A 22176-nucleotide genomic window follows, 5' to 3' on the forward strand; every position below is an offset into this window, starting at 1 on the left:
ACATGATTATCGAACGCGCGCCCGTGGTGGCGCCCAAAGCCCGATCATGTGCCTTGATGTGGATTTTCGACATGACCCAATTTTTCAGCCGCTATCGCCGCCAATGGTTCAGCGACGCCCGGACGGCGCGCCATGACATCATGGCCGGCATCGTCGTCGCGCTCGCGCTGATCCCCGAAGCGATCGGCTTTTCCATCATCGCCGGGGTCGATCCGCGCGTCGGCCTCTATGCCTCGGTGGCGATCGCCATCACCATCGCGCTGATCGGCGGGCGGCCGGGGATGATCTCTGCCGCGACCGCTGCCGTCGCCGTTCTGGTCGGGCCGCTGGTGCGCGACCATGGCGTGGAATATCTGTTTGCCGCCACGATCCTGATGGGTGTGGTGCAGATCATCGCCGGGCTGTTGCGGCTCGACCTGCTGATGCAGTTCGTGTCGCGATCGGTCATCACCGGCTTCGTCAATGCGCTGGCGATCCTGATCTTCATGGCGCAACTTCCGCAGCTGACGAACGTCGGCTGGCAGACCTATGCGATGGTGCTGGGTGGCCTCGCCATCATCTATCTCTTTCCCCGGATCACGAAAGCGGTGCCGGCGCCGCTGGTGGCGATCGCGCTGCTGAGTGCGCTGTCGATCGGCCTGGGCCTGCCGGTCCATACCGTTGGCGACATGGGGCGCCTGCCCGAAGGGCTGCCGAGCCTTGCCTTGCCGCAGGTGCCGCTGACCTGGGACACGCTGCGCATCATCCTGCCCTATTCGGTGACGATGGCGGCGGTCGGCCTGCTCGAATCGCTGCTGACCGCGCAGATCGTCGATGACATGACCGATAGCGACAGCGACAAGCAGCGCGAATGCATGGGGCAGGGCGGGGCGAATATCGTCGCGTCCCTGTTCGGTGGCATGGGCGGCTGCGCGATGATCGGCCAGTCGGTGATCAACGTCACGTCCGGCGGGCGCGGGCGGCTGTCGACCTTCGTTGCCGGCGCCTTCCTGCTGTTTCTGCTGGCGGTGCTGGGGCCGTGGGTCGGGCGCATTCCGATGCCGGCGCTGGTCGCGGTGATGGTGATGGTGTCGATCGGCACCTTCAGCTGGGCCTCGATCGCCAATCTGCGGCGCCATCCGCCGACCTCCTCGGCCGTCATGCTGGCGACGGTGGTGGTCGTGGTGGCGACCCGCGACCTGTCGCTGGGTGTGCTGACCGGCGTATTGCTGTCGGGCATCTTCTTCGCGGCCAAGGTGCAGCGCATGTTCGCGGTGGAGCGCAGCGTGGCCGATGGCCGGGCGACCTATCGCGTCACCGGCCAGATCTTCTTCGCCTCGGTCGACCGCTTCACCCGCGCCTTCACGGGCGAGGAAAGCGCGACCCATGTGCGGATCGACGTGTCGGGCGCGCATTTCTGGGATATTTCGGGTGTCGGGGCGCTCGACAAGATCATCGCCCGGCTGCGGCGCGAGGGCCGCATGGTCGAGGTGGTCGGCTATAACCGGGCGAGCGCCGACATCGTCGACCGCTTCGCCCTGCACGACAAGACCGGGGTGGAGACGGGGGCGGTGCCGCACTGACATGCGGCTCGCCCTGCCGTCATCCTGACGGAGGTCAGGATCCGTTCGGCGCTATCCCGGCGTGCGAGCGCTGAATGGATCCCGGATCAAGTCCGGGATGACGGTAGTGAAATTGGGCAAAAGCGGGCTTACGCCGCTTCGCGTTCGCGGACCGGGATGCCGGCGATCTTCATGAAATTGGCCAGCATGTCATGGCCATGTTCGGTCGCGATGCTTTCCGGGTGGAACTGGACCGAATGGATCGGCAGGGTTGCGTGGCGGAAGCCCATGACGGAACCGTCCTCGCTGGTCGCGTTGACCACCAGGTCGGCCGGAATATCCTCCACGATCAGCGAGTGATAGCGGGTCGCGGTGAAGGGCGAGGGGAGGCCGGCGAACAGGCCGGTGCCGTCATGGCGCACCGGCGATGTCTTGCCGTGCATCAGCCCGCCGCGCACCACCTTGCCGCCAAAATGCTGGCCGATCGCCTGATGGCCCAGGCACACGCCCAGCAGCGGCGCGCCGGCATCGGCGCAGGCCGCAACCAGATCCAGGCTGACACCCGCCTCATTGGGGGTGCAGGGACCGGGCGACAGCAGGAAGGCCTTGGCCCCGCTCGACAGGGCCTGGCCCGCCGAGATGGCGTCGTTGCGCACGACCTCTACCTTGGCGCCCAGCTCCATCAGATAATGGACCAGGTTCCAGGTGAAGCTGTCATAATTGTCGATGACGAGGATCATGGGACACAGCCTATAGGCGCGGATGACGATGGGGGGAAGGGGATGTGGGGGATTTCCACTGTCGGGTATCGGCCAATGATCATTTGCAGAATTGCATTCAGCCGATCTAGGCTACCTAATGACCCAAGTGCTTACGTTCAAAATCGAATATCTGGATGGGGGGCCTGTATCGTTGATGCCCTGTATCGACGGCGTCACATTGGCCGATCTTGTGGAAGCCTTTGAGCGTGCCAATGGCTATATGGATCCGGCGGGTGGCTACGGCGGCATAGTGCCGGCATATTTCAACCTCGGTCCGCTGACTTCGTATTTCATGGGCCGAGAGGGGCCAATTGAAGGCGATGAGGCTGGTGAAATTTACACGTTGTTTTGCGAGTGTGGCGAAGCTGGTTGTTGGCCGTTGATCGCTCATGTTCAATCGGATGATCAAATTGTAACATGGAATGCTTTCGCCCAACCTCATCGACCAAAGCGTGACTATAGCGGCTTCGGACCTTTCGAGTTCGCCCGATCAGAATATGATGAAGCTTTAGCTATCGCCGCATCGTTTGATGTTGAATGACGCAATGGTTCTTTCGTCATCCCAGCGCAGGCTGGGATCTCTCTTTCTTTCGGCCTATGAAGAAAAATGAGATGCCAGCCTGCGCTGGCATGACGGAGTAAAAGGGGGGGGGGCGGCAGCGCTCCGCCGCCCATCCCTTAGCGTTTCTTGTGCTTGCCCCGGCTGTTGCCGATGTGGCGGATGTTGGTGGGGCGGCCGCGGTGGATTTTCGGGCGGGTGCGGTCGCGTTTCAGCGGGCTGCCGCGCGGGGAAGGATTGTCGGGCAGTTCGAAGCGCAGCGCGCCGTTGATCGGATCGGCTTCGGCGAGGCGCAGTTCCAGCCGCTGGCCGACCGTGTAGCGGTCGCCGCTTTCGACGCCTTGGAGTGCCTTGCCCGCTTCGTCGAAGAAGAAATGTTCGGCGCCCAGCGTCGATACGGGCACGAGGCCGTCGCCGCCCAGCCCCTCGACCGTGGCGAAGAAGCCGAAATTCTGGACGCCGGTGATCCGCGCCTTCACCACTTCGCCGACATGGGCCGACAGGAAGGCGGCGACATAGCGGTCGATCGTCTCGCGCTCCGCCTCCATCGCGCGGCGTTCATGGCCCGAGATCATCTCGCCGACCCGGCCCATATTCTCATAATCCTCCTGGCTGAGGGAGGAGCGATCGGGGATCGCCCTGTCCTTGGGCGCGGGCAGTTCGAGATCATAGGCGCCGACCAGCGCGCGATGGACCAGCAGGTCGGCATAGCGGCGGATTGGCGAGGTGAAATGGGCGTAGCTGCCCAGCGCCAGGCCGAAATGGCCCATATTCTGCGGCGCATAATAGGCCTGGGTCTGGGAGCGCAGGATCTGGGTCATGATCTGCTCCTTCTCCTCCGACTCGCCGACCTTCTTGATCAGCTGGTTGAAGGTGGACGGGCGGATCACCTGACCGAGCGCGAAGTCGATGTCGAAGGTGGCGAGATATTCCTTGAGCGCGACCAGCTTGTCGCGGCCCGGCGTTTCATGGACGCGGTACATGACCGGCGCCTTCTTCGCCTCCAGCGCCTTGGCGGCGGCGACGTTGGCGGCGATCATATAATCCTCGATCAGCATATGGGCGTCGAGCCGTTCGCGCACCGCGACGCTGACGATCTTGCCCCATTCGTCGAGGACGACGCGCCGTTCGGGCAGGTCGAGCGCGAGCGGATCGCGCTTTTCGCGGGCCTTGCGCAGCAGCGCCCAACAGGCCCAGAGGGGTTTCAGGGCCGGTTCGAGCAGCTCATTTTCCTGCTCGCCGTCGATCGCCGCCTGCGCATTTTCATAGGCGAGGACGGCTGCGACGCGGATGATGGCGCGGGAGAAGCGGAAGCTCTTCACCTTGCCCTGCGCATCGATCACCAGATGGCAGGCCATGGCGGCGCGGTCCTGCCCGGCGCGCAGCGAGCACATGTCGGACGAGAGCTGGTGCGGCAGCATCGGCACGACCAGATCGGGGAAATAGACGCTGTTGCCGCGTTTGCGCGCTTCGCGGTCGAGCGCGCTGCCGGGGCGGACATAATAGCTGACATCGGCGATCGCGACGATCGCCTTGTAGCCGCCTTCATTGGCGGGGTCTTCGTCCGGCGCCGCCCAGACGGCATCGTCATGGTCGCGGGCATCGACCGGGTCGATCGCGACGATCGGCAAATGGCGCAGATCCTCGCGCTTGTCCTCATGCAGCGGCAGCTTCGACGCGGTGACTGCTTCCTCCTCCACCGCTTCGGGGAAGACATGGGGGATGCCATGCTTGTGGATCGCGATCAGGCTGAAGCTGCGCGGGGCGAAGGGATCGCCGAGAATGTCGGTGACGCGCGCGCTGATCCGCGGCGGCCGGCCGGTCGGCTCGGCCAGGACCAGGTCGCCCTTCTTCGCGGTGCCGATGTCGCTGATCGGCGTATCCTTGCGGATGCGCTTGTCGACCGGGCGCAGCCACAGCTTGCCATCGGCCATTTCCTCGACCACGCCGAGCAGCATCTCGGTCGCCTTGGCAAGCTTCTTCATCGGATGGGCGATCCAGCCCTTGCCCGCTTCCTCGGTGCGGGCGAGGATGCGGTCGCCGATCGTCAGCGCGCCGCGCTTGCCCCGTTCGACCACGCGGATGCGGGGCGCGGGCTGGCCCTCGGCCTCCCAGCGTTCGGGGGTGGCGATCAGGGTGGTGTCGTCGACATCGACGATGCGCAGCACCGTCACCTTGGGCACGCCGCCCATCTTGTGGAAGGCGCGGGCCGGGCCGATGTCGATCAGCCCTTCGTCGGCCATGTCCTTGAGCAGCGCCTTCAAGGCGATCTTTTCCTGGCCTTTCAGCCCAAAGGCCTTGGCGATCTCGCGCTTGCCGGCGGGCTGGTCGGAGCTGGTGATGAAGTCCACCACCTCATCGCGGGTCGGGAAGCCGGCGGGGCGCACCTTGGTGCGCGCGGGGGCTTTCTTCTGTTTTTCGGTCGATGCCATGGTCCAGCTATAGGGGGGCGGCCGGGTGTGCGCCAGTGGCATGGCGGGATGGTGGGGGCGGATCGTTGGGCCGGGCATGACGATCCTGCTTTTGCCCCTGCTGCTCGCCGCCGCACCCGACGCCCCGCCCGACGCTCCGCCCGACGTTCCGATCGCGCCGATCGACAGGGCCAATGCCGAACATTATGTCTGGGGCGGCAGCAATGACGGCTGGCATCTGGTGAAGCGCGACGCAATGTCGGTGATCCAGGAACGGATCGTGCCGGGTGGGGCGGAGGTGCGCCATTATCACCAGCGGGCGCGGCAATTCTTCTATGTCCTGTCGGGCGAACTGACGCTGGAGGCGGGCGGGGTGACCCATGTGCTCAAAGCGGGTCAAGGGCTGGAAATACCGCCGGGCGTGTCGCACCGGGCGCAGAACAGGAGCGGCGCACCGGTCGATTTCCTGGTCAATTCGACACCCAAAAGCCATGGCGACCGGGTCGAGGCGCCGGCGGAAAAATAGGAAATCCTCCGCTTAACTTCGCATATTTCCCGCACATTCTGATATTTTGGAACAGATGTTGGAAATCTTGTTGCGGGATCGGGGAGGGGGCTGTCGGTGGTGCGGACGCAGGACATGGCTGCATTCTAGCCCGTCGGGCTGGCTGTAGGACAGGCTTGGCGGTAGAGGGGCCGGATGCAGCTTCTTATCGATGGTGAGCTGGTCGATGGCGCGCGCGCGATCGACCTTGTCAATCCGGCGGACGGGCAGGTCTTTGCCGCCGCGCCCTGTGCCGATGCGGCGCAGGTGGAGCGGGCGGTGGCGGCCGGGCAGCGGGCCTTTGCCGGCTGGCGCGCGCTGGACTTTGCCGAGCGTGGCGCGCGGATTGCGGCGCTGGCCGATGCGCTGGAGGGCCGGGCCGAGGATTTCGCCGCACTCCTGACGCAGGAACAGGGCAAGCCGCTGGCCGAGGCGCGGGGCGAGATAGAGGGGGCGGTGGCGGCGCTGCGCTATCATGCCGGGTTGCGGCTGGAGCCGGTGGTGCTGAAGGACAGCGCGACCGAGCGCGTGGTCGAGCAGCGCCATCCGCTGGGCGTGGCGGCGGCGATCGTGCCGTGGAATTATCCGCTGCTGCTGCTGGCGCTCAAGCTCGCGCCGGCGCTGATCGCGGGCAATGTCGTGATCGCCAAGCCCGCGCCGACGACGCCGCTGACGACATTGATGCTGGGCGCGCTGGCGGCCGACATCTTCCCCGCCGGGGTGGTGCAGATGCTGGGCGATGCCGGCGATGTCGGGCCGATGCTGACGGCGCATCCGGGCATTGCCCATGTCAGCTTCACCGGATCGACCGCGACCGGGCGGCGGGTGATGGCGGCGGCCGCCGACACGGTGAAGCGCTTCACGCTGGAACTGGGCGGCAATGATCCGGCGATCCTGCTGGACGATGCCGATGTCGCGGCGGTGGCGCCGATCCTGTTCGACGGGGCGATGGGCAATGCCGGGCAGGTCTGCCTGGGCGTCAAGCGCATCTATGCGCCGCGCGCGCTGGTGCCGGCACTGGGCGCGGCGCTGGTTGCCTGCGCGCAGCGGGCGGTGGTCGGCGACGGGCGGGCGGCCGGCACGACGATCGGCCCGGTGCAGAATGCGGCGCAATATGCGCGGCTGGTCGATCTGCTGGCGGAGGCGCGGGCGCAGGGGCGGGTGCTGCACGGTGGCGCCCCCATGGAGAGGGACGGCTATTATATTGCGCCGACCATCGTCACCGACCTGCCCGACGAGGCGCGGCTGGTGCGCGAGGAGCAGTTCGGGCCGATCATCCCGCTGCTCGCCTATGATGACGAGGCGGAACTGGTCCGCCGGGTGAATGACGGCCCCTATGGGCTGGGCGCGTCGGTGTGGACCGCCGATGCGGCGCGCGGGCAGGCGATGGCGGCGCGGATCGACAGCGGGCTGGTCTGGGTCAACCGGCTGTTCGACCTGCCCTTCGACGTGCCGATCGGCGGCGCCAAGCAATCGGGCATCGGCCGGCACCAGGGGCTGGCCGGGGTGGAGGAATTCACCCAGATCCGCATCGTCAACGCGGCGCTGGACTGAAGCGAGAGGCGTGGTGATGACCGAGATATTGCTCTTTTCCTATGGCACGCTGCGGCTGGCGGAGGTGCAGAGGGCGCTGTTCGGCCGGTTGGTGCAGGGCGAGCCGGACGCGATGCCGGGTTATCGCCAGCGTATGATCGAGATCAGCGACCCCGACGTGATCGCCAAGAGCGGCAGGCGCTGGCACCCGATGGTCGAGCCGAGCGACGATCCCGAGGACGCGGTGGAAGGGACGCTGTTTCGCCTGACGGAAGCGGATGTCGCCAGTGCCGACGCCTATGAGGTCGGCTATGTCCGGCGGGAGGTGCTGCTGCGGTCGGGGCGGCGGGCCTTTGTCTATGGGGGCAAGGGGGCTTAGTTGGGCGGGGGCTGAATTGGGTGGTGTCCTGTCATTCCCCTCCCGCAAGCGGAAGGGGCAGCGAGACTTGCGCGCGCAGCGCGTTAGTCGCAGCGGGGTGGGATTTCGCAACGTCCAGCCCACCCCCTTGATGGGAGTCACGCGCCTCCCATCAACCCCTCCCGCCTGCGGGAGGGGGAACAGGTCCGCTTCTGGTCGTAGGCCAGACGGAGGGGTGTCCCCCTCTCGATAGCGTGACACCCCTCCACCACTTCGTGGTCCCCCTCCCCTTGCAGGGGAGGAATTGGGAGTAGCCGCTCCGCTCGCAATGACGGAAGATGGTCGCTTCTTGCCAATCACAGCCGGCGTCATCCTGACGAAAGTCAGGATCCATTCTGCGCTACGGCGGATAGGGAGCGCTGAATGGATCCCGGATCAAGTCCGGGATGACGAAGATGGTGAGGGCCGCTTTTGGTTGTTTGGGGCGGTAGCAAGTATCGCTGTCATTAGGCTGTCGGCCAATGGAAGGGGATGTGGCTGTCGCCTGTGACCTCGCCCTGCGCGTCGAAGCGGCGTTCCAGCGCCAGGCCGGTGCCGTCGGGCGCGATGGCGAGGATGCTGCTGCAGCGGGTGCCATAGACGGGGTTGCGGATGAAGATGGGGGAGAGGGGTGGCTCCAGCGGGGCGTCGGACGGCGTGGCCGGGGCGATGCCGGTGGCGGGCAGGGTTTCGCGGCGTAGCGCATCGAACAGGTTTTTCGGATCGATCGCGCCGGCGACGAGCCATTGCAGCATCGCGTCCTTGAGCGCGAGCGTCTTGGGCCAGGGCTGGTCGAGCGGGCCGTTGGAGAGGCCATAGAGGCCGGGCGCGAGCAGGCTGCGCTGGGGTTCGGGGCGATTGGTGAGGAAGACGAGCCGGTCGCGGTCGGCCAGCAGCAGATTGAGCGGATTGAAATCGTCGAGCGCTGCGGTCTGAGGATCGGCATAGGTGCCGGTGCCCGCTAACAGGTCTGTGACCAGCGTGCCGCGTGAGGCGCGGTCGGGCAGGGGATCGCCGAAGCCGCGCAAATTGGTGATGACGGCGGCCCGGCCCTCTTCGTCCGCGCCGAGCCAGGTGCCGCCCGATTGCAAATCGCGCCCGGCGATCAGACCCGGTCGATCGTCCCAGCGGGCCATCGCAGCGGCGGGGCGGGCATGATATTCGTCGCGATTGCCGATCAGGACAAGCTGCCAGCGCGGGTGCGCCCACCAGGCCAGTGCCACGATACACATATTGCCGCCTCCATCATTCAACACCGGCTTGATAAATGGCGCGGCCGCCGCCATATAGGGGGTGCCGGGTTCGCCCGGCTATGGTGATAAATCGTGTCGTATAATAGACGCAGCGGACCCGGGGGCAGTACCCGGCGGTTCCACCACATGTCCCGGAAGGCCTTTGGTCTGGCGGGATGTCTGACGGGGCCGAACTAGGATCGACGTGTGTTCAAAGGCGATGCTTTTACCCGGCCCGTGTAAGCCGTTAAACTGTGCAAAACTCACAAGTGCCAACGATAACGAAGCACTCGCCATTGCAGCGTAATTGAGGGCCTCACGGCCTGACATTACTCTAAAATAGCGCGGTTGAACCCACCGGGCAACAGAAGGGAATTCAGCGGCCCCCGGAGGCGCCGGGCAACAGAAGCCTCCGGACCCAATCCATCAGATGCTGTTTTTTCAGGCCACGCCGCTTGCGGCGCATGGTCTTTTTTCGCGTCCATGATGCGATTCGAATCGGATGAAATTTGCATACCGAATTCGATTTCACTTTTATGACACTGATGTGAAAATCACATAAGGCAATGAAATTGCGTCGATATAAAATGGAATCGGCGCCCATGCCTGATCTTGTGCCGATGTCATCAAGATGAAATAATTCCGGCTATGTTGGAAAGTTTTTTTCGGAGAAAATCGATGTTCAAGGCTGTGGCAGTTGCGGGCTTTCTTCTGGCTTCGGCAGTGCCGGCCATGGCGTCGGCGGCGGATGACGTGATCGTCAGCGTCGTGCCGGATGCGGGTCTGGCCGCGTCGGCGCTGCTCGCCCATGATTTCGACAAGGCTGCCCGCAAGCTGCAGGCGGTCTGGCCCGACACCATCAATGATCCGGCGCGCCTGATCAACCTGGGCAATGCCTATGCCGGCATGGGTCGCACCAGCGATGCGCGTGAGGCCTATGCCGCGGTGTCGCGCGTGCCCGACATGATGCTGGTGCTGGCCGATGGCAGCGAGGAATCCTCGCGATCGATCGCGCAGCGGGCCGCCGGGCGTCTCAATACCAGCTATGCGATGCGCTGAACGCCCTGTTTCAGTGGCTCGCGCAGGGGCGTCGCCCGGTGGGCGGCGCCCCTTTCTGTTGGCTGTGGCGGCGGGGCCACTGTCTTTGAAATGTAATTTTAACGACCCTGATCTGTCATAAAAGGAAAATGAGGCTGTCATTTACCGCGCCTACCTGCCGCTTCCGAGGGCGACAGGGGGCGTTGTCCGATTCGCTTTTCCCCCTTGCGCTCCGCATCGCAACAAACCCGGCAGAAGCCGGAGCGGAGACGACATGGCCAAGATCAACCGTATCCATAATATCCTGATGGCGGGCTGCGCCTGCGCGGCGCTGGCTGCTTGCGGCGCGGACGACATCGCTTCGCCCGGCACCGGCGGCGACGTCATCATCAACCCGACGCCGACCCCCACGCCGACCCCGACCCCCACGCCGACCCCGGCCGCCGTTACCCCGGCCGCCGGCTGCCCGACGATCGCCGACCCCAAGGGCCTGACCGACGGTGGCACCATTTCCAGCTCGAACGGTGATGCCTGGCGCGTCTGCACGCTGCCTTCGATCATTGCGCGCAGCATCACGCTGCCGAAGATCGCCGGCCTGGTCTATCAGATGCAGGGCCGCGTCGACGTTGGCTGCGACAGCGGCTTCGCTGCGCCCACTACGTCGGCCCCCGTCACCAGCTCGACCGTGGGCTGCACCACCGCCAACGGCTTCACGCTGACCGGCGGCCAGCTGACCGCAGACACCAACGTCACCCTGACGATCGAACCGGGCGTCATCGTCTATGGCGGCACCGGCACCAGCTGGCTGGCCGTCAACCGTGGCAACAAGATCAACGCCGTCGGCACCGCGACCGCGCCGATCGTCTTCACCAGCCGCGACAATATCAACGGCAACTCGACCGAAAACTCGATGGGTCAGTGGGGCGGCGTCGTGCTGATGGGCCGTGCGCGCGTTACCGACTGTAACAGCGGCGGCTCGGTGGGCGCCGACACCTGCGAGCGCCAGACCGAAGGTTCGGCCGATCCGGCCGTCTATGGCGGTCGCGACGACGCCTACAATGCCGGCACGATGAAATATGTGCAGATCCGCTATTCGGGCTATGTTCTGGGTTCCAACTCGGAACTGCAGGCGCTGACCACCGAAGGCACCGGCAGCGCCACTACGCTCGACTATATCCAGAGCTTCAACAGCTCGGACGATGGCGCGGAATTCTTCGGCGGCACCGTCCGTATGAAGCATTACATCGCCACTGGCGCGGACGATGACAGTCTTGACGCCGACGTCGGCATCCAGGGTCGCTTCCAATATGTGCTGATCGTGCAGCGTCCGGGTCAGGGCGATGCGCTGATGGAAATCGACAGCAATGGCCTGGAAAGCGATACCCCGCGCCAGAACACGATCGTCGCCAACTTCACCGCGATCCAGTCGCAGGTCAGCAGCAACAACGAAGCCAATGACCAGGCGTCGATCCTGAACCGCGGCAACAGCGACCTGTCGCTGGTGAACGGCATCGTCGTGTCGCCCAACAACGAATGTGTCCGCCTGCACGGCACCGGCACCGCCGCGACCCGCGCCACGCTGACTGCCCGTTCGGTGCTGATGCAGTGCAACGCGACCAAGTATATCGGTTCGGGTAGCGGCGCGACCGCCTACACCGCCGCCGATGTCGCCGCGATCTTCAGCGGCAACAACAACAATGATGCCTACACGGCCTCGCTGAGTGCGGTGTTCATCAACGGTGCGGCCGAAACCGCCGCCACCGCGATCGACGCCAAGACGCTGGACAGCTTCTTCGACACGACGACCTATGTCGGCGCGGTCAAGGACGCCAACGACACCTGGTATGCCGGCTGGACCTGCAACTCGGCCTACGCGCCGTTTGACAGCACCAGCAACGGCCGCCGCGCCTGCACCTCGATCCCGCTCTAAGACGGGACGGATCTGATGCGGGGCGGGATGCGGCCATGATGGCCGCATCCCGCCCCGAAACGTGCAATGACCATATCTAGGGGATATTCGATGGCGACGCCGCTCAAGTTCGCGGGCCTGCTGCTGCTTTCCACCGCGCTGGTCGCGCCGGCCGCGCTGGCACAGGAAGTGCCCGCGCCCGCCGATGCAACCACGTCCGACCCGCAGGCGGCCGATCCGGCCGCTGCCGCCGGTCGCTCGACTGCGGAGGATCCGGAGGCGGCGCCCGACATTTCGGTGCCCGGTTCCGACATCATCGTCACCGGCCGCCGTGGTGCCAACGTCCAGAAGAATATTCCGGCGGTGGTTTCGGTCCTGTCTTCGGCCGACATCGCCCGGACCGGCGACGGCAACATCGCCGGCGCGCTGGGCCGCGTCACCGGCCTGTCGGTGGTCGGCAACGGCTATGTCTATGTCCGCGGTCTGGGCGATCGCTATTCGCTCGCGCTGCTGAACGGTTCGCCGCTGCCTAGCCCCGAGCCGCTCAAGCGCGTCGTGCCGCTGGACCTGTTCCCGACCAACATCGTCTCTTCCTCGATGGTGCAGAAGAGCTATTCGGCCAATTATCCCGGCGAGTTCGGCGGCGGCGTCATCAACCTGACGACCAATGCCGTGCCGGCGGAAAGCTTCCTGACGATCAGCGGCGGTATCGGTGCCAACACCGAAACCACCTATCAGATGGGCTATAGCTATTATGGCAGCAAGAGCGACTGGACCGGCTTCGACAATGGCAGCCGCGACATCCCGCCGGCGCTCGCCGCCTTCTTCGCCAGCGGCGAACGGATCAGCTCGGGCAATGTCGACAGCACTGCGATCGCGGCGGAAATGGTGCGCTTCAGCAAGGGCACCGTCCAGCGCATCAAGGATATCGACCCCAATTATTCGGCGACCATCTCGGGCGGCACCTCGTTCGACCTGGGCGGTTCGACGCTGGGCCTGATCGCCACCGCCGGCTACAGCAACAAGTGGACGACGCGCGACCAGCGTCAGCAAAATTCGATCACGCCCGACCTGTCGGCGCTCAATTCGGATTTCCAGCGCGTCACGACCGACAATCGCATCGTCGTGAACGGCCTGCTGGGCCTGGGCCTGGAGTTTGGCGAGAACAAGATCCGCTGGACCAACCTCTATATCCGCGACACGCTCAAGCACACCCGCATGGGCCTGGGCAACACGCAGACCCAGCCGACGTCGGACATCATGGAGCAGGATACCGCCTGGTATGAGCGCCAGCTGATCGATACGCAGGTGGTGGGCGAGTTCAAGCTGAGCCCGGCGTTCAGCCTGGACGTGCGCGGCGGTTTCGCCAATTCGCAGCGCGAGGCCCCCTATGAACTGTCGTTCGAATATATCCGCACCAATGCGGCCGCCGACCCCTATGGCAATCTGTTCATCAACCGGCTGAACGGCAATACCGGCCAGACCGCGACGGTCAGCTTCTCCGACCTCAACGAGGATCTGTGGTCGGGCGGCGCGGACCTGACCTGGAAGCCGTCGGCCGACATGGCGCTGACCGCCGGCTATGCCTATGTCGACACCAACCGCACCAGTTCGCGCCGCGACTTCCAGTTCCGCGCGACCAACGACATGCCCGAGGGCGTGGGCGTGCTGCGCCCCGACCTGCTGCTGGCGCCGGGCATCGTCAACTATTATGACATTGCCCTGATCGAAACCAACGAAGGCAATCCCGCCTTCCGCGCGACGCTCAAGAACCATGCCGGCTATGGCAAGCTGAACTGGCAGATCCTGGACGACCTGTCGCTCGATGCGGGCGTGCGCTACGAAACGGCCAAGCTCAATGTGTCGCCGCTGCAGGTGTTCAACACGCCGGGCGCCAGCACGGCATCGACCCAGCTCGACAATGATTACTGGCTGCCCAGCGGCACGCTGACCTGGCAGATGCGCGACGACATGCAGGTGCGCCTGAACGCGTCGAAGACCATTGCCCGGCCGCAGTTCCGCGAGCTGATCTATCAATTCTACTTCGATCCCGACACCAACCGTCGCTATCAGGGCAATCCCTATCTGCAGGACAGCAAGCTGTTCAACGCGGAAGCGCGCTATGAATGGTATTTCGCGCGGGATCAGCGTTTTACGCTGTCGGGCTTCTACAAGACGATCGACAATCCGATCGAAACCTTCATCTCGCTCAACAGCGATGCGTTCATCACCAGCTTCGCCAATGCGCCCAAGGCCGACCTTTATGGCGGCGAAGTCGAGCTGCAGAAATATTTCGACCTGTCGCGCCTGTCGGATAGCGCGTTCTTCTCGACCCGCCGTCTGGTGACGATCGCCAACTATACCTACACCCAATCCAAGCTGAAGGTGAAGGAGGGCGACACCACCGCCGTGTTCGGTGCGTCGTCGACGCTGGCGACCGACTATTTCCGCAACGGTTCGCCGCTGACGGGCCAGTCGGACCATCTGGTCAACTTCCAGTTCGGCCTGGAAGATCAGGACAAGCTGTCGCAGCAGACGCTGATCCTGTCCTATGCCAGCAAGCGCGTGACCAGCCGTGGCCTTGCCAACCAGGACCAGCCGGACGTCTATGAACATCCCGGCATCAACCTGGACTTCGTGGCGCGCCAGGGCGTCTATGTCGCGGGGCGCCAGTTCGACGCCAAGTTCGAGGTCCGCAACATCCTTGGCAACGACTATGAGGAAAGCCAGTCGAACGGCACCAACAAGGTCATCTACAACGCCTATAATTACGGCACGACCTTCAACTTCTCGCTGTCGACCACCTTCTAAGGCTGCGGCAGAGTGGAAACGGAAAGGGCGCCCGATCGGGCGCCCTTTTGCGTTGGGGGGCTGGATGACGGTGTTGGGCTTTGGCTGCAAACGACCAGAAGCGGCTGTAAATTCTTCCCCTGTAAGGGGAGGGGGACCACGAAGTGGTGGAGGGGTGTCGTCCTATCGAGAGGGGGACACCCCTCCGTCTGGCCTTCGGCCATCCACCTCCCCTTGCAGGGGAGGATGGTCTGGAAGCGAACAACCCCTTCATTGCGAGCGACGATATCGGGCTTTGACCGCTGACGACCATTTTTAGACCTTCGACGCGCAAATAGGCTTGCCCGATAGCGGCCGTTCCATGAAGGCTGTCGGCATGAAGAACGAGCGGCAATACACTGTTGAAATGATAAGCGCGTTTCTCGCCGGAACCGGTGGCAAATGGGATTGGGATGACTTCACTTCCTGCCCGCTTCACGATGCCCAAATGGAGAGCATCCGCCGCCGCGCCTTGGCAGTGGATTTGCCATTAGACGAGGAAGGTGCTGCTGTTCTCCGAAGCCTCCTCGCTGAAGCCGATGCAGCACATGGCGTCTGACGACCAAGTGCGGACATGTTCCCCCTCCCGCAGGCGGGAGGGGGTTAGGGGGTGGGCTGGACGTCGCACAAGCCCACCCCGCTGCGACTAACGCGCTGCGCGCCTAAGTCTCGCTGCCCCTCCCGTTTACGGGAGGGGAATGGCAGGAAGCCACCCATCCCAGCCGCCGTGCGCGACCTTAGCCCCAGGGGCGTTCGCGATACCATTTGGTGATGACATGCTTGACGCCGCTGCGGACCTTCATGCCGTGGTGGATGCTGGCGGGGTTGAAGCGGTCGGGGGTGATGCGGTTGTTCCAGGCGAGCAACTTGCCCGCTTCAGGCTGTACCGTCTTGCCGATCTTCGTGAAGCGGGTGGCGCCGCCGGCGGCGGGTTCGTTGAGATAGACCATCAAGGTCCAGGTGCGGTTGCCCGCGACCGCGCAGAATTTGTCATAGTCCGCGCCCTTGGGCTCGAAATAATCGGTATGGGCCTTGAATTCCTGTCCCACGCCATAGCGCTGGCCCTGGATCGGTTCGCCATATGGGGTGGCGATGCCGGCAAAACCGTCGAGGCGCGCGTTGAGGGCGGCGACGAACGGGTCGTCATGGTCGAGGTCGCAGGTCTCGCTGGTGCGGAAATAGCCGTCGCCATTGGCATCGGCGATGGTCGAGGGCCGACGGTCCGCATCGATCCGCGCGATCACCTGAGCGCATTCCTCAAGGCTCAGGAAATCACGCTGGATGAAAAGGGTGAGATCCTTGCTGGGCACCCGCTGGACGCGCGGATGGCTGGCGATCCAGGCCGGATCGGCGTCGGGCGCGGCGGGTGGCGGGGGCAGGATCGGGTCGGACAAGGTCATGGGCATTTCCGCGAATGACGGCGCAGGGCGCCGGTTTCCGTTGCTCTAGCTATCGCTCGACCCATGAAATGCAAGCATCGTCGCGGCCCCATTGTCTGATGTCATATTATGGTAACATAAACGTCATCTAGCAGTAAGAACAGTTGCCTAGCAGGCGGGCGAACCAAGGGGGACATTTCGGCTCATGCGTGTGCCGTTCGGCGACAAGTTGCAAGGGTGGCGGCGCTATGCGCGGCCGGTCGACTGGCTGGGGCTGGTCGAGAAGCTGTTGCTGGCGATGCTGGCGTTGCAGCTCGCCCGGCTGATATGGGTGTTGCTGACACCAGTCGGTGCCTTTGGCCCCTGGGAAGGGCGCCAGGCGCAGCTGCTTTCGGCCAGCGCGCGCCAGGCGCTGTTTGCCAGCTTCGATCCCTTTTTCCGCACCGGCGCGCCGCAGGCCGGCAATGGCGTCGTCACCTCGCTGGCGCTGACCCTTTATGGCGTGCGGCTGAATGAAGGCACGGGGCAGGGATCGGCGATCCTGGCGACGCCCGATGGCATCCAGAACAGCTATGCCGTGGGGGATGAGATCATGCCCGGCGTGGTGCTGAAGGCGGTATCCTTCGACCATGTGACGATCGACCGCGGCGGGGTGGAGGAACAGGTGTTCCTGGACCAGTCGCAGACTGCGCCGGCGATTGGCGGACCAGCCGACGGACCGGGCAGCGCGCCCGAGGGCGAGGTGGCGCCGTCGCCGGTGCCGGGCCGCGATGCACCGAGCGCCGACGCGGTGAAGCGCGACATCGGCTTTTTCCCGCGCACCCAGAATGGCCGGGTGACCGGGCTGGTGCTGAGCCCCAGGGGGCCGGGTTTCCAATATGCCGGTTTCCAGGCCGGTGACATCGTGACCCAGATCAACGGCCAGCCGATCGGGTCGGCCGGCGACCTGGCATCATTGCAGAACCAGATCGTGCCCGGCGCACGCCTGTCCCTGACCGTGGAGCGCGGCGCCGTTACCGTGCCGATCAACCTGATATTGCAAGGCCAATGACCAGACATATCCTCAAATATTCCGCCGCCCTCGCGCTGGTCCTGGCTGCTCCGGTCCCGGCTTTGGCGCAGCAGACGCTGAACGTGCGCGATGCCGATATCCGCGCCTTCATCCAGGATGCCGCGCGCGTCACCGGCCGCACCTTCATCATCGACAACCGGGTGCAGGGGAAAGTGTCGGTGGTGACCGACCGGCCGCTGTCCAAGTCGGAATATTTCGAGATCGTGCTGTCGACGCTGCGTGCCAACGGGCTGGTGGCGATCCCGGCGCCCGGTGGTGCCTATCGCATCCAGCCGGCGGACGGGGCGGCCGGCCAGCCGAGCGCGGTGGGCCGGGCGGCGACCCGCAACAGCTTCGTCACCGAAGTCTTCCGCCTGCGGTCGGTCGATGCGGCGAGCGTGCTGGAAACGCTGCGCCCGCTGATCAGCAAGGAAGGCACGGTCACGGCCAATCGCGCCGGTAACAGCATCGTCGTCGCCGATTTTGCCGACAATGTCGCCCGCATCCGCCAGGTGATCGCGCGGGTGGACCGGGACACCAGTTCGACCCAGATGGTGATGCTGAAAAATGCCGGTGCGCGCGAGATTGCGACCTCGCTGCAGGCATTGGTGCAGAGCGGCGGCGGCGGCGAGAATGGTGCGCCGGCGGCCGCCAGCGTGGTGCCGATCGACAGCAGCAATGCGATCGCCATTCGCGGCGATGTGAATACCGTCACCCGCCTGGCGAACATGGCGCGGGAACTGGACCGACAGGCGGCGAGCGGCACCGAAATCCGCGTCTACTGGCTGGAACATGCCGATGCGGAGAAGCTGTTGCCGGTGTTGCAGCAGTTGATCGGCCAGTCGAGCAGCACGCCCGTCACCTCGTCGGTCCCGGCGGCCGGCGCGAGCGGCGGTGCTGGTGGCGGCGCAGCCCCGGCCAGCGCCGCGGCAGCACCGGTCGCGGCAGGCTCCAGCGGATCGAGTGGCAGCGGCATTTCCACCCGTGGCCCGGCGATCGTCACCCGCTATGAAGGCGCCAATGCGATCATCGTCGCCGCCAACAGCGACGTGCAGCGCATGCTGGGCGAAACCATCCGCCAGATCGACACCCGTCGCGAGCAGGTGCTGGTGGAGGCGATCATCGTCGAGATCAGCGACGCGGCGGCCAAGAAGCTGGGCGTGCAGTTCCTGCTCGGCAGCACATCGACCGGCTTTGCCGCGACCAATTACAGCAATGCCTCGCCCAGCCTGCTGACGATCGCGGGCGCCTATGGCGCGACCCAGCTGGGCACCAGCAAGACGACGGTGGTGGCGGCCGATGGCACGACGACCACGACCGAGACACAGACCAACAGCGACCTTGCCAGCAGCCTGACCGAGGCGGCGGTCAACAGCCTGTCGAGCGCATCGGGCATCATTGGCGGCCTTGGGACGCAGATCGGCAAGAATGGCATTTTCGGCGCGATCATCAATGCGGTGAAGTCGGATACCGAGAGCAACCTGTTGTCGACGCCATCGGTGATGACGCTGGACAATCAGAAGGCGTCTATCCTGGTCGGCCAGCAGGTGCCGGTGACCACGGGCGAGGCGCTGAGCCAGAATTTCGACAATCAGTTCCGAACCGTCCAGCGCCAGGATGTCGGCATCAAGCTGGAGGTGAAGCCGCAGATCAACACCGGCGGCGCGATCAAGCTGTTCCTGAAGCAGGAAGTGTCGAGCGTGGCTGGTCCGGTCAGCAATTCGAGCAGCGATCTGATCATCAACAAGCGCGAGATCGAGACCACGGTCACGGTCGATGACGGCGAGATACTGGCGCTGGGCGGCCTGCTCGATGACAATGAGCGCAAGACGATCGAGCGCATCCCGCTGCTGTCCGACATTCCTGGCATTGGCGAGCTGTTCAAGTCGCGCAGCAAGAGCCGGACCAAGACCAATTTGATGGTCTTCATCCGGCCGACCATCCTGCGGACCAAGGAAGATGCCCAGCGCCTGACCCAGCAGCGCTATGGCTATGTGCGCGGCATGCAGTTGCAGCGCAGCCCCGACAGCGAGCCGACCATCGACGAGCTGGTGCGCGACTATATGGGCGCGCAGCCGCCGATCGCGCCGCAGCCCGGCGATGTCGTGGTCGAGCCGCAGGCCGGGGCGCCAGCAACGGCGCCCGCCCCGGGACAGGTTCAGGTCATCGAACCCACGGTGCGGCAGTCGAGCGGCGTCGTCCGCCCGGTCGACCTGCCGCCAAGCGGAGAGAAGAAGTGAGCGAACTGGAGCAAGGGGCGCTATTGCCGTCGGTTCTTCCGCCACGGCCCGTCGATATCCCCTATGGCTTTGCCCGCAAGCATGGCGTGGTAATGCTGCCGCAGGATGGCGAGCGACTGTCGATCGCGGTGCGCGAGGGCAGCGATCCGCGCGTGCTGCTGGAGGTGCGCCGTCATCTCGCCCGCAGCTTCGACGTGCGCTTTGTCGAGGCGCCGCAGTTCGACCGCCATCTGTCGGACCGTTATGCGATGGATGGCAGTGCCGCCGCCATGGCCGGGTCGATCGAGATGGGCGCGGACGAACTGGACATATTGGCCGCCGACATTCCGACCGCCGACGATCTGCTCGACAGTGCGGACGACGCGCCGGCGATCCGCCTGATCAACGGCATCATCGCCGAGGCCGCGCGCCAGGGCGTGTCGGACATTCATATCGAACCCTATGAGACCGGCCTGGTCGTGCGCATGCGCGTCGACGGGGTGCTGCGCGAGACGCTGCGCATGCCGCCGCATGTGGCACCGGTGGTGGTGAGCCGCATCAAGGTGATGGCGCGGCTCGACATCGCCGAACGGCGCGTGCCGCAGGATGGCCGCATCGGCCTGACCCTGGGCGGCAAGCTGCTCGACGTGCGCGTATCGACCCTGCCGAGCCGGGCGGGCGAGCGGGTGGTGCTGCGTATCCTGGACAAGGAAAATGCCGGCATCACGCTCGACCTGCTGGGCATGACCGGCGCGCCCGACCGCATCTTCCGCGAGGGGTTGGGTGAGCCGAACGGCATCATCCTGGTCACCGGCCCGACCGGTTCGGGCAAGACGACGACGCTCTATGCCGGCTTGCGTAACCTGAATGACGGTTCGCGGAACATCCTGACCGTCGAAGACCCGGTCGAATATGCGATGGAGGGCGTCGGCCAGACCCAGGTCAATGCCAAGGTCGGCCTGACCTTCGCCGCCGGGCTGCGCGCGATCCTGCGCCAGGATCCCGATGTCGTCATGGTCGGCGAAATCCGCGACCGCGAGACCGCCGAGATCGCGGTGCAGGCGTCGCTGACCGGCCATCTCGTGCTGTCGACCGTCCATACCAACGACGCGGTCGGCGCGATCACCCGCATGCGCGACATGCGGGTCGAGCCATTCCTGCTCGCCTCCACGCTGCGTGCCGTCGTCGCCCAGCGTCTGGTCCGGCGCCTGTGCCAGCATTGCCGCGAACCGGTGCAGGCCGACAAGTCGGCAAGCGCGCTGCTGGGCTTTGACCCCGGCACGATCATCTACCGGGCGCGCGGCTGCGACGAATGCAGTGGCACCGGCTACAAGGGCCGGATCGGCGTGTTCGAGGCGATCCGCGTCGATGATACGATCCGCCGCCTGATCAACGACGGCGGCGACGAATCGCTGATTGCCCGTCATGCCTTCCTGAATGCGCCCAACCTTGGGTCGGCCGCGCGCGCGCTCGTGCGGGACGGCCAGACCACCGCCGAGGAAGCGATCCGGGTGTCGCGCCGCGACGCGATCGAGGCGGAAACCATCGCCGATGGCTGATTTCGACTATGTCGCGATCGACCCGGCGGGCAGGGAACGCAAGGGCAGCGTCAAAGCGGACAGCGTCGAGGAGGCGCGGGTCAAGCTGGACACGCGCAAGCTGTTCGTCGTTCGTCTCGAGGCCGGTGCGGCGGACAAGGCGCGCAAGCGGGCCGGCCTGTCGCTACGCGCGCCCAAGCTGTCGGCCAAGGAACTGACGCTCTTTACCCGGCAACTCTCGACCCTGGTCCAGGTGAGCCCGCTGGAGGAGTCGTTGCGCACCATCGGCCGGCAGAGCGAGCAGGATCATGTCCGCGCCATCGTGGGCAAGGTCCATTCGGGCGTGCTGGAGGGGCGGCGGCTGGCCGATGCGCTGGGCGCGGAGCCGAAAAGCTTTCCCGCCCTCTATCGCGCGATGATCTCGGCCGGCGAAAGCTCCGGCAGCCTGCCCACCATCATGGAGCGTCTGTCCGAACTGATGGAGCGGCAGGCAGTTATGCGTTTGAAAGTGCTGACCGCGATCGCCTATCCCTCGGTGCTGGCGACCTTTGCCGTGTTCGTGGTCGCGGCGCTGATGATCTTCGTCGTGCCCAAGGTGGTCGAACAGTTCGACACGGTGGGCCAGCAATTGCCGCTGCTCACGCGGATGGTGATGGGCATTTCCGCTTTCCTGGCGGGCTATTGGTGGCTGCTGCTGATCCTGATCGGGCTTGGCGCCTTCGGCTTCTGGCGCGCGCTCAGGATCGACAGTTTCCGCTATCGCTTCGACGCGATGCTGCTGGGCCTGCCGGTGCTGGGCCGGCTGATCCGCGACCTGCACGCCGCGCGGATGGCGCGCACGCTCTCGACGATGGTGGCGAGCCGGCTGCCGCTGATGGAGGGGCTGTCGCTGACCGCCAATACTGTGCATAACCGGGTGCTGCGCAAGGCGTCGGACGATATCGTGGAAGCGATCCGGGGCGGTGGCAGCCTGTCGGCGGCGTTGAAGCGGGCAGGGGTGTTTCCCCCGCTGCTGGTCTATCTGGCGGCGAGCGGCGAAAGCGCCGGGCGGCTCGACACGATGCTGGAACGCGCGGCCGACTATCTGGAGCGCGAGTTCGACGCCTTTACCTCGACCGCGCTCGCCATGCTGGAGCCGATCATCATCATATTGATGGGGGGCATCGTCGCCGTCATCATCCTGTCCATCCTGCTGCCGATCCTGCAGCTGCAAAGCCTGACCGGGGCTTGAAGGA

Annotated in this window: 17 protein-coding genes and 1 other RNA gene; 14 read left to right on the top strand and 4 right to left on the bottom strand. The window is 65.1% G+C overall.

Annotated elements, in window-relative coordinates:
• Positions 1-71 precede the first annotated feature (71 nt).
• The gene (locus tag GGQ90_RS03880; RefSeq protein WP_188080922.1) at positions 72-1562 is read left to right on the top strand and encodes a SulP family inorganic anion transporter; all 1491 of its coding nucleotides are present in this window, start codon (positions 72-74) and stop codon (positions 1560-1562) included.
• 128 nt (positions 1563-1690) lie between these two features.
• Here the strand turns inward: GGQ90_RS03880 and GGQ90_RS03885 are convergent, their stop codons facing one another.
• Positions 1691-2281, bottom strand: a complete 591-nt coding sequence (locus tag GGQ90_RS03885; protein ID WP_007708936.1) for an anthranilate synthase component II — start codon at positions 2279-2281, stop codon at positions 1691-1693.
• A 118-nt stretch (positions 2282-2399) separates the two neighbouring features.
• On the opposite strand from GGQ90_RS03885, the gene GGQ90_RS03890 reads away from it, so the two are divergent.
• The gene (locus GGQ90_RS03890; RefSeq protein ID WP_188080923.1) at positions 2400-2843 is read left to right on the top strand and encodes a hypothetical protein; all 444 of its coding nucleotides are present in this window, start codon (positions 2400-2402) and stop codon (positions 2841-2843) included.
• Positions 2844-2980: 137 nt separating this feature from the next.
• Here GGQ90_RS03890 and rnr read toward each other — a convergent pair whose 3' ends face one another.
• Complete coding sequence (gene rnr / locus GGQ90_RS03895; protein WP_188080924.1) at positions 2981-5293, bottom strand: ribonuclease R; 2313 nt, start codon at positions 5291-5293, stop codon at positions 2981-2983.
• A gap of 76 nt (positions 5294-5369) precedes the next feature.
• On the opposite strand from rnr, the gene GGQ90_RS03900 reads away from it, so the two are divergent.
• From GGQ90_RS03900 to GGQ90_RS03910, 3 genes are all read left to right on the top strand, one after another.
• Positions 5370-5798, top strand: a complete 429-nt coding sequence (locus GGQ90_RS03900) for a cupin domain-containing protein (RefSeq protein WP_223178084.1) — start codon at positions 5370-5372, stop codon at positions 5796-5798.
• 174 nt (positions 5799-5972) lie between these two features.
• Positions 5973-7370 (top strand): aldehyde dehydrogenase family protein, encoded by a 1398-nt coding sequence (locus GGQ90_RS03905; protein WP_188080926.1) that lies wholly within the window; start codon positions 5973-5975, stop codon positions 7368-7370.
• 16 nt (positions 7371-7386) lie between these two features.
• The gene (locus GGQ90_RS03910; protein WP_188080927.1) at positions 7387-7728 is read left to right on the top strand and encodes a gamma-glutamylcyclotransferase family protein; all 342 of its coding nucleotides are present in this window, start codon (positions 7387-7389) and stop codon (positions 7726-7728) included.
• Positions 7729-8213: 485 nt separating this feature from the next.
• On the opposite strand, the gene GGQ90_RS03915 is transcribed toward GGQ90_RS03910, so the two are convergent.
• The gene (locus tag GGQ90_RS03915; RefSeq protein ID WP_188080928.1) at positions 8214-8978 is read right to left on the bottom strand and encodes an NRDE family protein; all 765 of its coding nucleotides are present in this window, start codon (positions 8976-8978) and stop codon (positions 8214-8216) included.
• Positions 8979-9002: 24 nt separating this feature from the next.
• Between GGQ90_RS03915 and ssrA the strand changes: the two genes are divergently transcribed.
• The 5 genes from ssrA (at position 9003) to GGQ90_RS03940 (ending at position 15313) form a co-directional block, all read left to right on the top strand.
• Positions 9003-9357, top strand: a transfer-messenger RNA (tmRNA) gene (gene ssrA, locus GGQ90_RS03920).
• A gap of 299 nt (positions 9358-9656) precedes the next feature.
• Positions 9657-10037: a tetratricopeptide repeat protein gene (locus GGQ90_RS03925; RefSeq protein WP_188080929.1), complete on the top strand. Its 381-nt coding sequence runs from the start codon at positions 9657-9659 to the stop codon at positions 10035-10037.
• 253 nt (positions 10038-10290) lie between these two features.
• Complete coding sequence (locus tag GGQ90_RS03930; protein WP_188080930.1) at positions 10291-11946, top strand: hypothetical protein; 1656 nt, start codon at positions 10291-10293, stop codon at positions 11944-11946.
• A 90-nt stretch (positions 11947-12036) separates the two neighbouring features.
• Positions 12037-14736: a TonB-dependent receptor domain-containing protein gene (locus tag GGQ90_RS03935; protein WP_188080931.1), complete on the top strand. Its 2700-nt coding sequence runs from the start codon at positions 12037-12039 to the stop codon at positions 14734-14736.
• Positions 14737-15076: 340 nt separating this feature from the next.
• Positions 15077-15313: a hypothetical protein gene (locus GGQ90_RS03940; RefSeq protein WP_246428112.1), complete on the top strand. Its 237-nt coding sequence runs from the start codon at positions 15077-15079 to the stop codon at positions 15311-15313.
• A 178-nt stretch (positions 15314-15491) separates the two neighbouring features.
• On the opposite strand, the gene GGQ90_RS03945 is transcribed toward GGQ90_RS03940, so the two are convergent.
• On the bottom strand, positions 15492-16154 hold the full coding sequence (locus GGQ90_RS03945) for a prolyl hydroxylase family protein (RefSeq protein ID WP_188080932.1): 663 nt from the start codon (positions 16152-16154) through the stop codon (positions 15492-15494).
• A gap of 184 nt (positions 16155-16338) precedes the next feature.
• Between GGQ90_RS03945 and GGQ90_RS03950 the strand changes: the two genes are divergently transcribed.
• Genes GGQ90_RS03950 through gspF form a run of 4 tightly spaced genes read left to right on the top strand, consistent with a single transcriptional unit; the run spans position 16339 to position 22172 of the window.
• A complete protein-coding gene (locus GGQ90_RS03950) occupies positions 16339-17184 on the top strand; it encodes a type II secretion system protein N (RefSeq protein WP_188080933.1) in 846 nt (281 codons plus the stop codon).
• Positions 17181-19424 (top strand): type II secretion system secretin GspD, encoded by a 2244-nt coding sequence (gene gspD, locus GGQ90_RS03955; protein ID WP_188080934.1) that lies wholly within the window; start codon positions 17181-17183, stop codon positions 19422-19424. The genes GGQ90_RS03950 and gspD overlap by 4 nt, the downstream gene beginning before the upstream one ends.
• Complete coding sequence (gspE, locus tag GGQ90_RS03960) at positions 19421-20962, top strand: type II secretion system ATPase GspE (protein ID WP_188080935.1); 1542 nt, start codon at positions 19421-19423, stop codon at positions 20960-20962. The genes gspD and gspE overlap by 4 nt, the downstream gene beginning before the upstream one ends.
• The gene (gene gspF / locus GGQ90_RS03965; RefSeq protein WP_188080936.1) at positions 20955-22172 is read left to right on the top strand and encodes a type II secretion system inner membrane protein GspF; all 1218 of its coding nucleotides are present in this window, start codon (positions 20955-20957) and stop codon (positions 22170-22172) included. The genes gspE and gspF overlap by 8 nt, the downstream gene beginning before the upstream one ends.
• The last annotated feature ends 4 nt before the right edge of the window (positions 22173-22176 follow it).

It is taken from the genome of Sphingobium scionense (assembly GCF_014197035.1).
Classification (GTDB): Bacteria; Pseudomonadota; Alphaproteobacteria; order Sphingomonadales; family Sphingomonadaceae; genus Sphingobium; species Sphingobium scionense.

Excerpts from the sequence above, each read along its gene's own strand:
- GGQ90_RS03880 (WP_188080922.1), top strand. The coding sequence starts at position 72 with ATGACCCAATTTTTCAGCCGCTATCGCCGCCAATGGTTCAGCGACGCC.
- GGQ90_RS03885 (WP_007708936.1), bottom strand. The coding sequence starts at position 2,281 with ATGATCCTCGTCATCGACAATTATGACAGCTTCACCTGGAACCTGGTC.
- GGQ90_RS03890 (WP_188080923.1), top strand. The coding sequence starts at position 2,400 with ATGACCCAAGTGCTTACGTTCAAAATCGAATATCTGGATGGGGGGCCT.
- rnr (WP_188080924.1), bottom strand. The coding sequence starts at position 5,293 with ATGGCATCGACCGAAAAACAGAAGAAAGCCCCCGCGCGCACCAAGGTG.
- GGQ90_RS03900 (WP_223178084.1), top strand. The coding sequence starts at position 5,370 with ATGACGATCCTGCTTTTGCCCCTGCTGCTCGCCGCCGCACCCGACGCC.
- GGQ90_RS03905 (WP_188080926.1), top strand. The coding sequence starts at position 5,973 with ATGCAGCTTCTTATCGATGGTGAGCTGGTCGATGGCGCGCGCGCGATC.
- GGQ90_RS03910 (WP_188080927.1), top strand. The coding sequence starts at position 7,387 with ATGACCGAGATATTGCTCTTTTCCTATGGCACGCTGCGGCTGGCGGAG.
- GGQ90_RS03915 (WP_188080928.1), bottom strand. The coding sequence starts at position 8,978 with ATGTGTATCGTGGCACTGGCCTGGTGGGCGCACCCGCGCTGGCAGCTT.
- GGQ90_RS03925 (WP_188080929.1), top strand. The coding sequence starts at position 9,657 with ATGTTCAAGGCTGTGGCAGTTGCGGGCTTTCTTCTGGCTTCGGCAGTG.
- GGQ90_RS03930 (WP_188080930.1), top strand. The coding sequence starts at position 10,291 with ATGGCCAAGATCAACCGTATCCATAATATCCTGATGGCGGGCTGCGCC.
- GGQ90_RS03935 (WP_188080931.1), top strand. The coding sequence starts at position 12,037 with ATGGCGACGCCGCTCAAGTTCGCGGGCCTGCTGCTGCTTTCCACCGCG.
- GGQ90_RS03940 (WP_246428112.1), top strand. The coding sequence starts at position 15,077 with ATGAAGGCTGTCGGCATGAAGAACGAGCGGCAATACACTGTTGAAATG.
- GGQ90_RS03945 (WP_188080932.1), bottom strand. The coding sequence starts at position 16,154 with ATGACCTTGTCCGACCCGATCCTGCCCCCGCCACCCGCCGCGCCCGAC.
- GGQ90_RS03950 (WP_188080933.1), top strand. The coding sequence starts at position 16,339 with ATGCGTGTGCCGTTCGGCGACAAGTTGCAAGGGTGGCGGCGCTATGCG.
- gspD (WP_188080934.1), top strand. The coding sequence starts at position 17,181 with ATGACCAGACATATCCTCAAATATTCCGCCGCCCTCGCGCTGGTCCTG.
- gspF (WP_188080936.1), top strand. The coding sequence starts at position 20,955 with ATGGCTGATTTCGACTATGTCGCGATCGACCCGGCGGGCAGGGAACGC.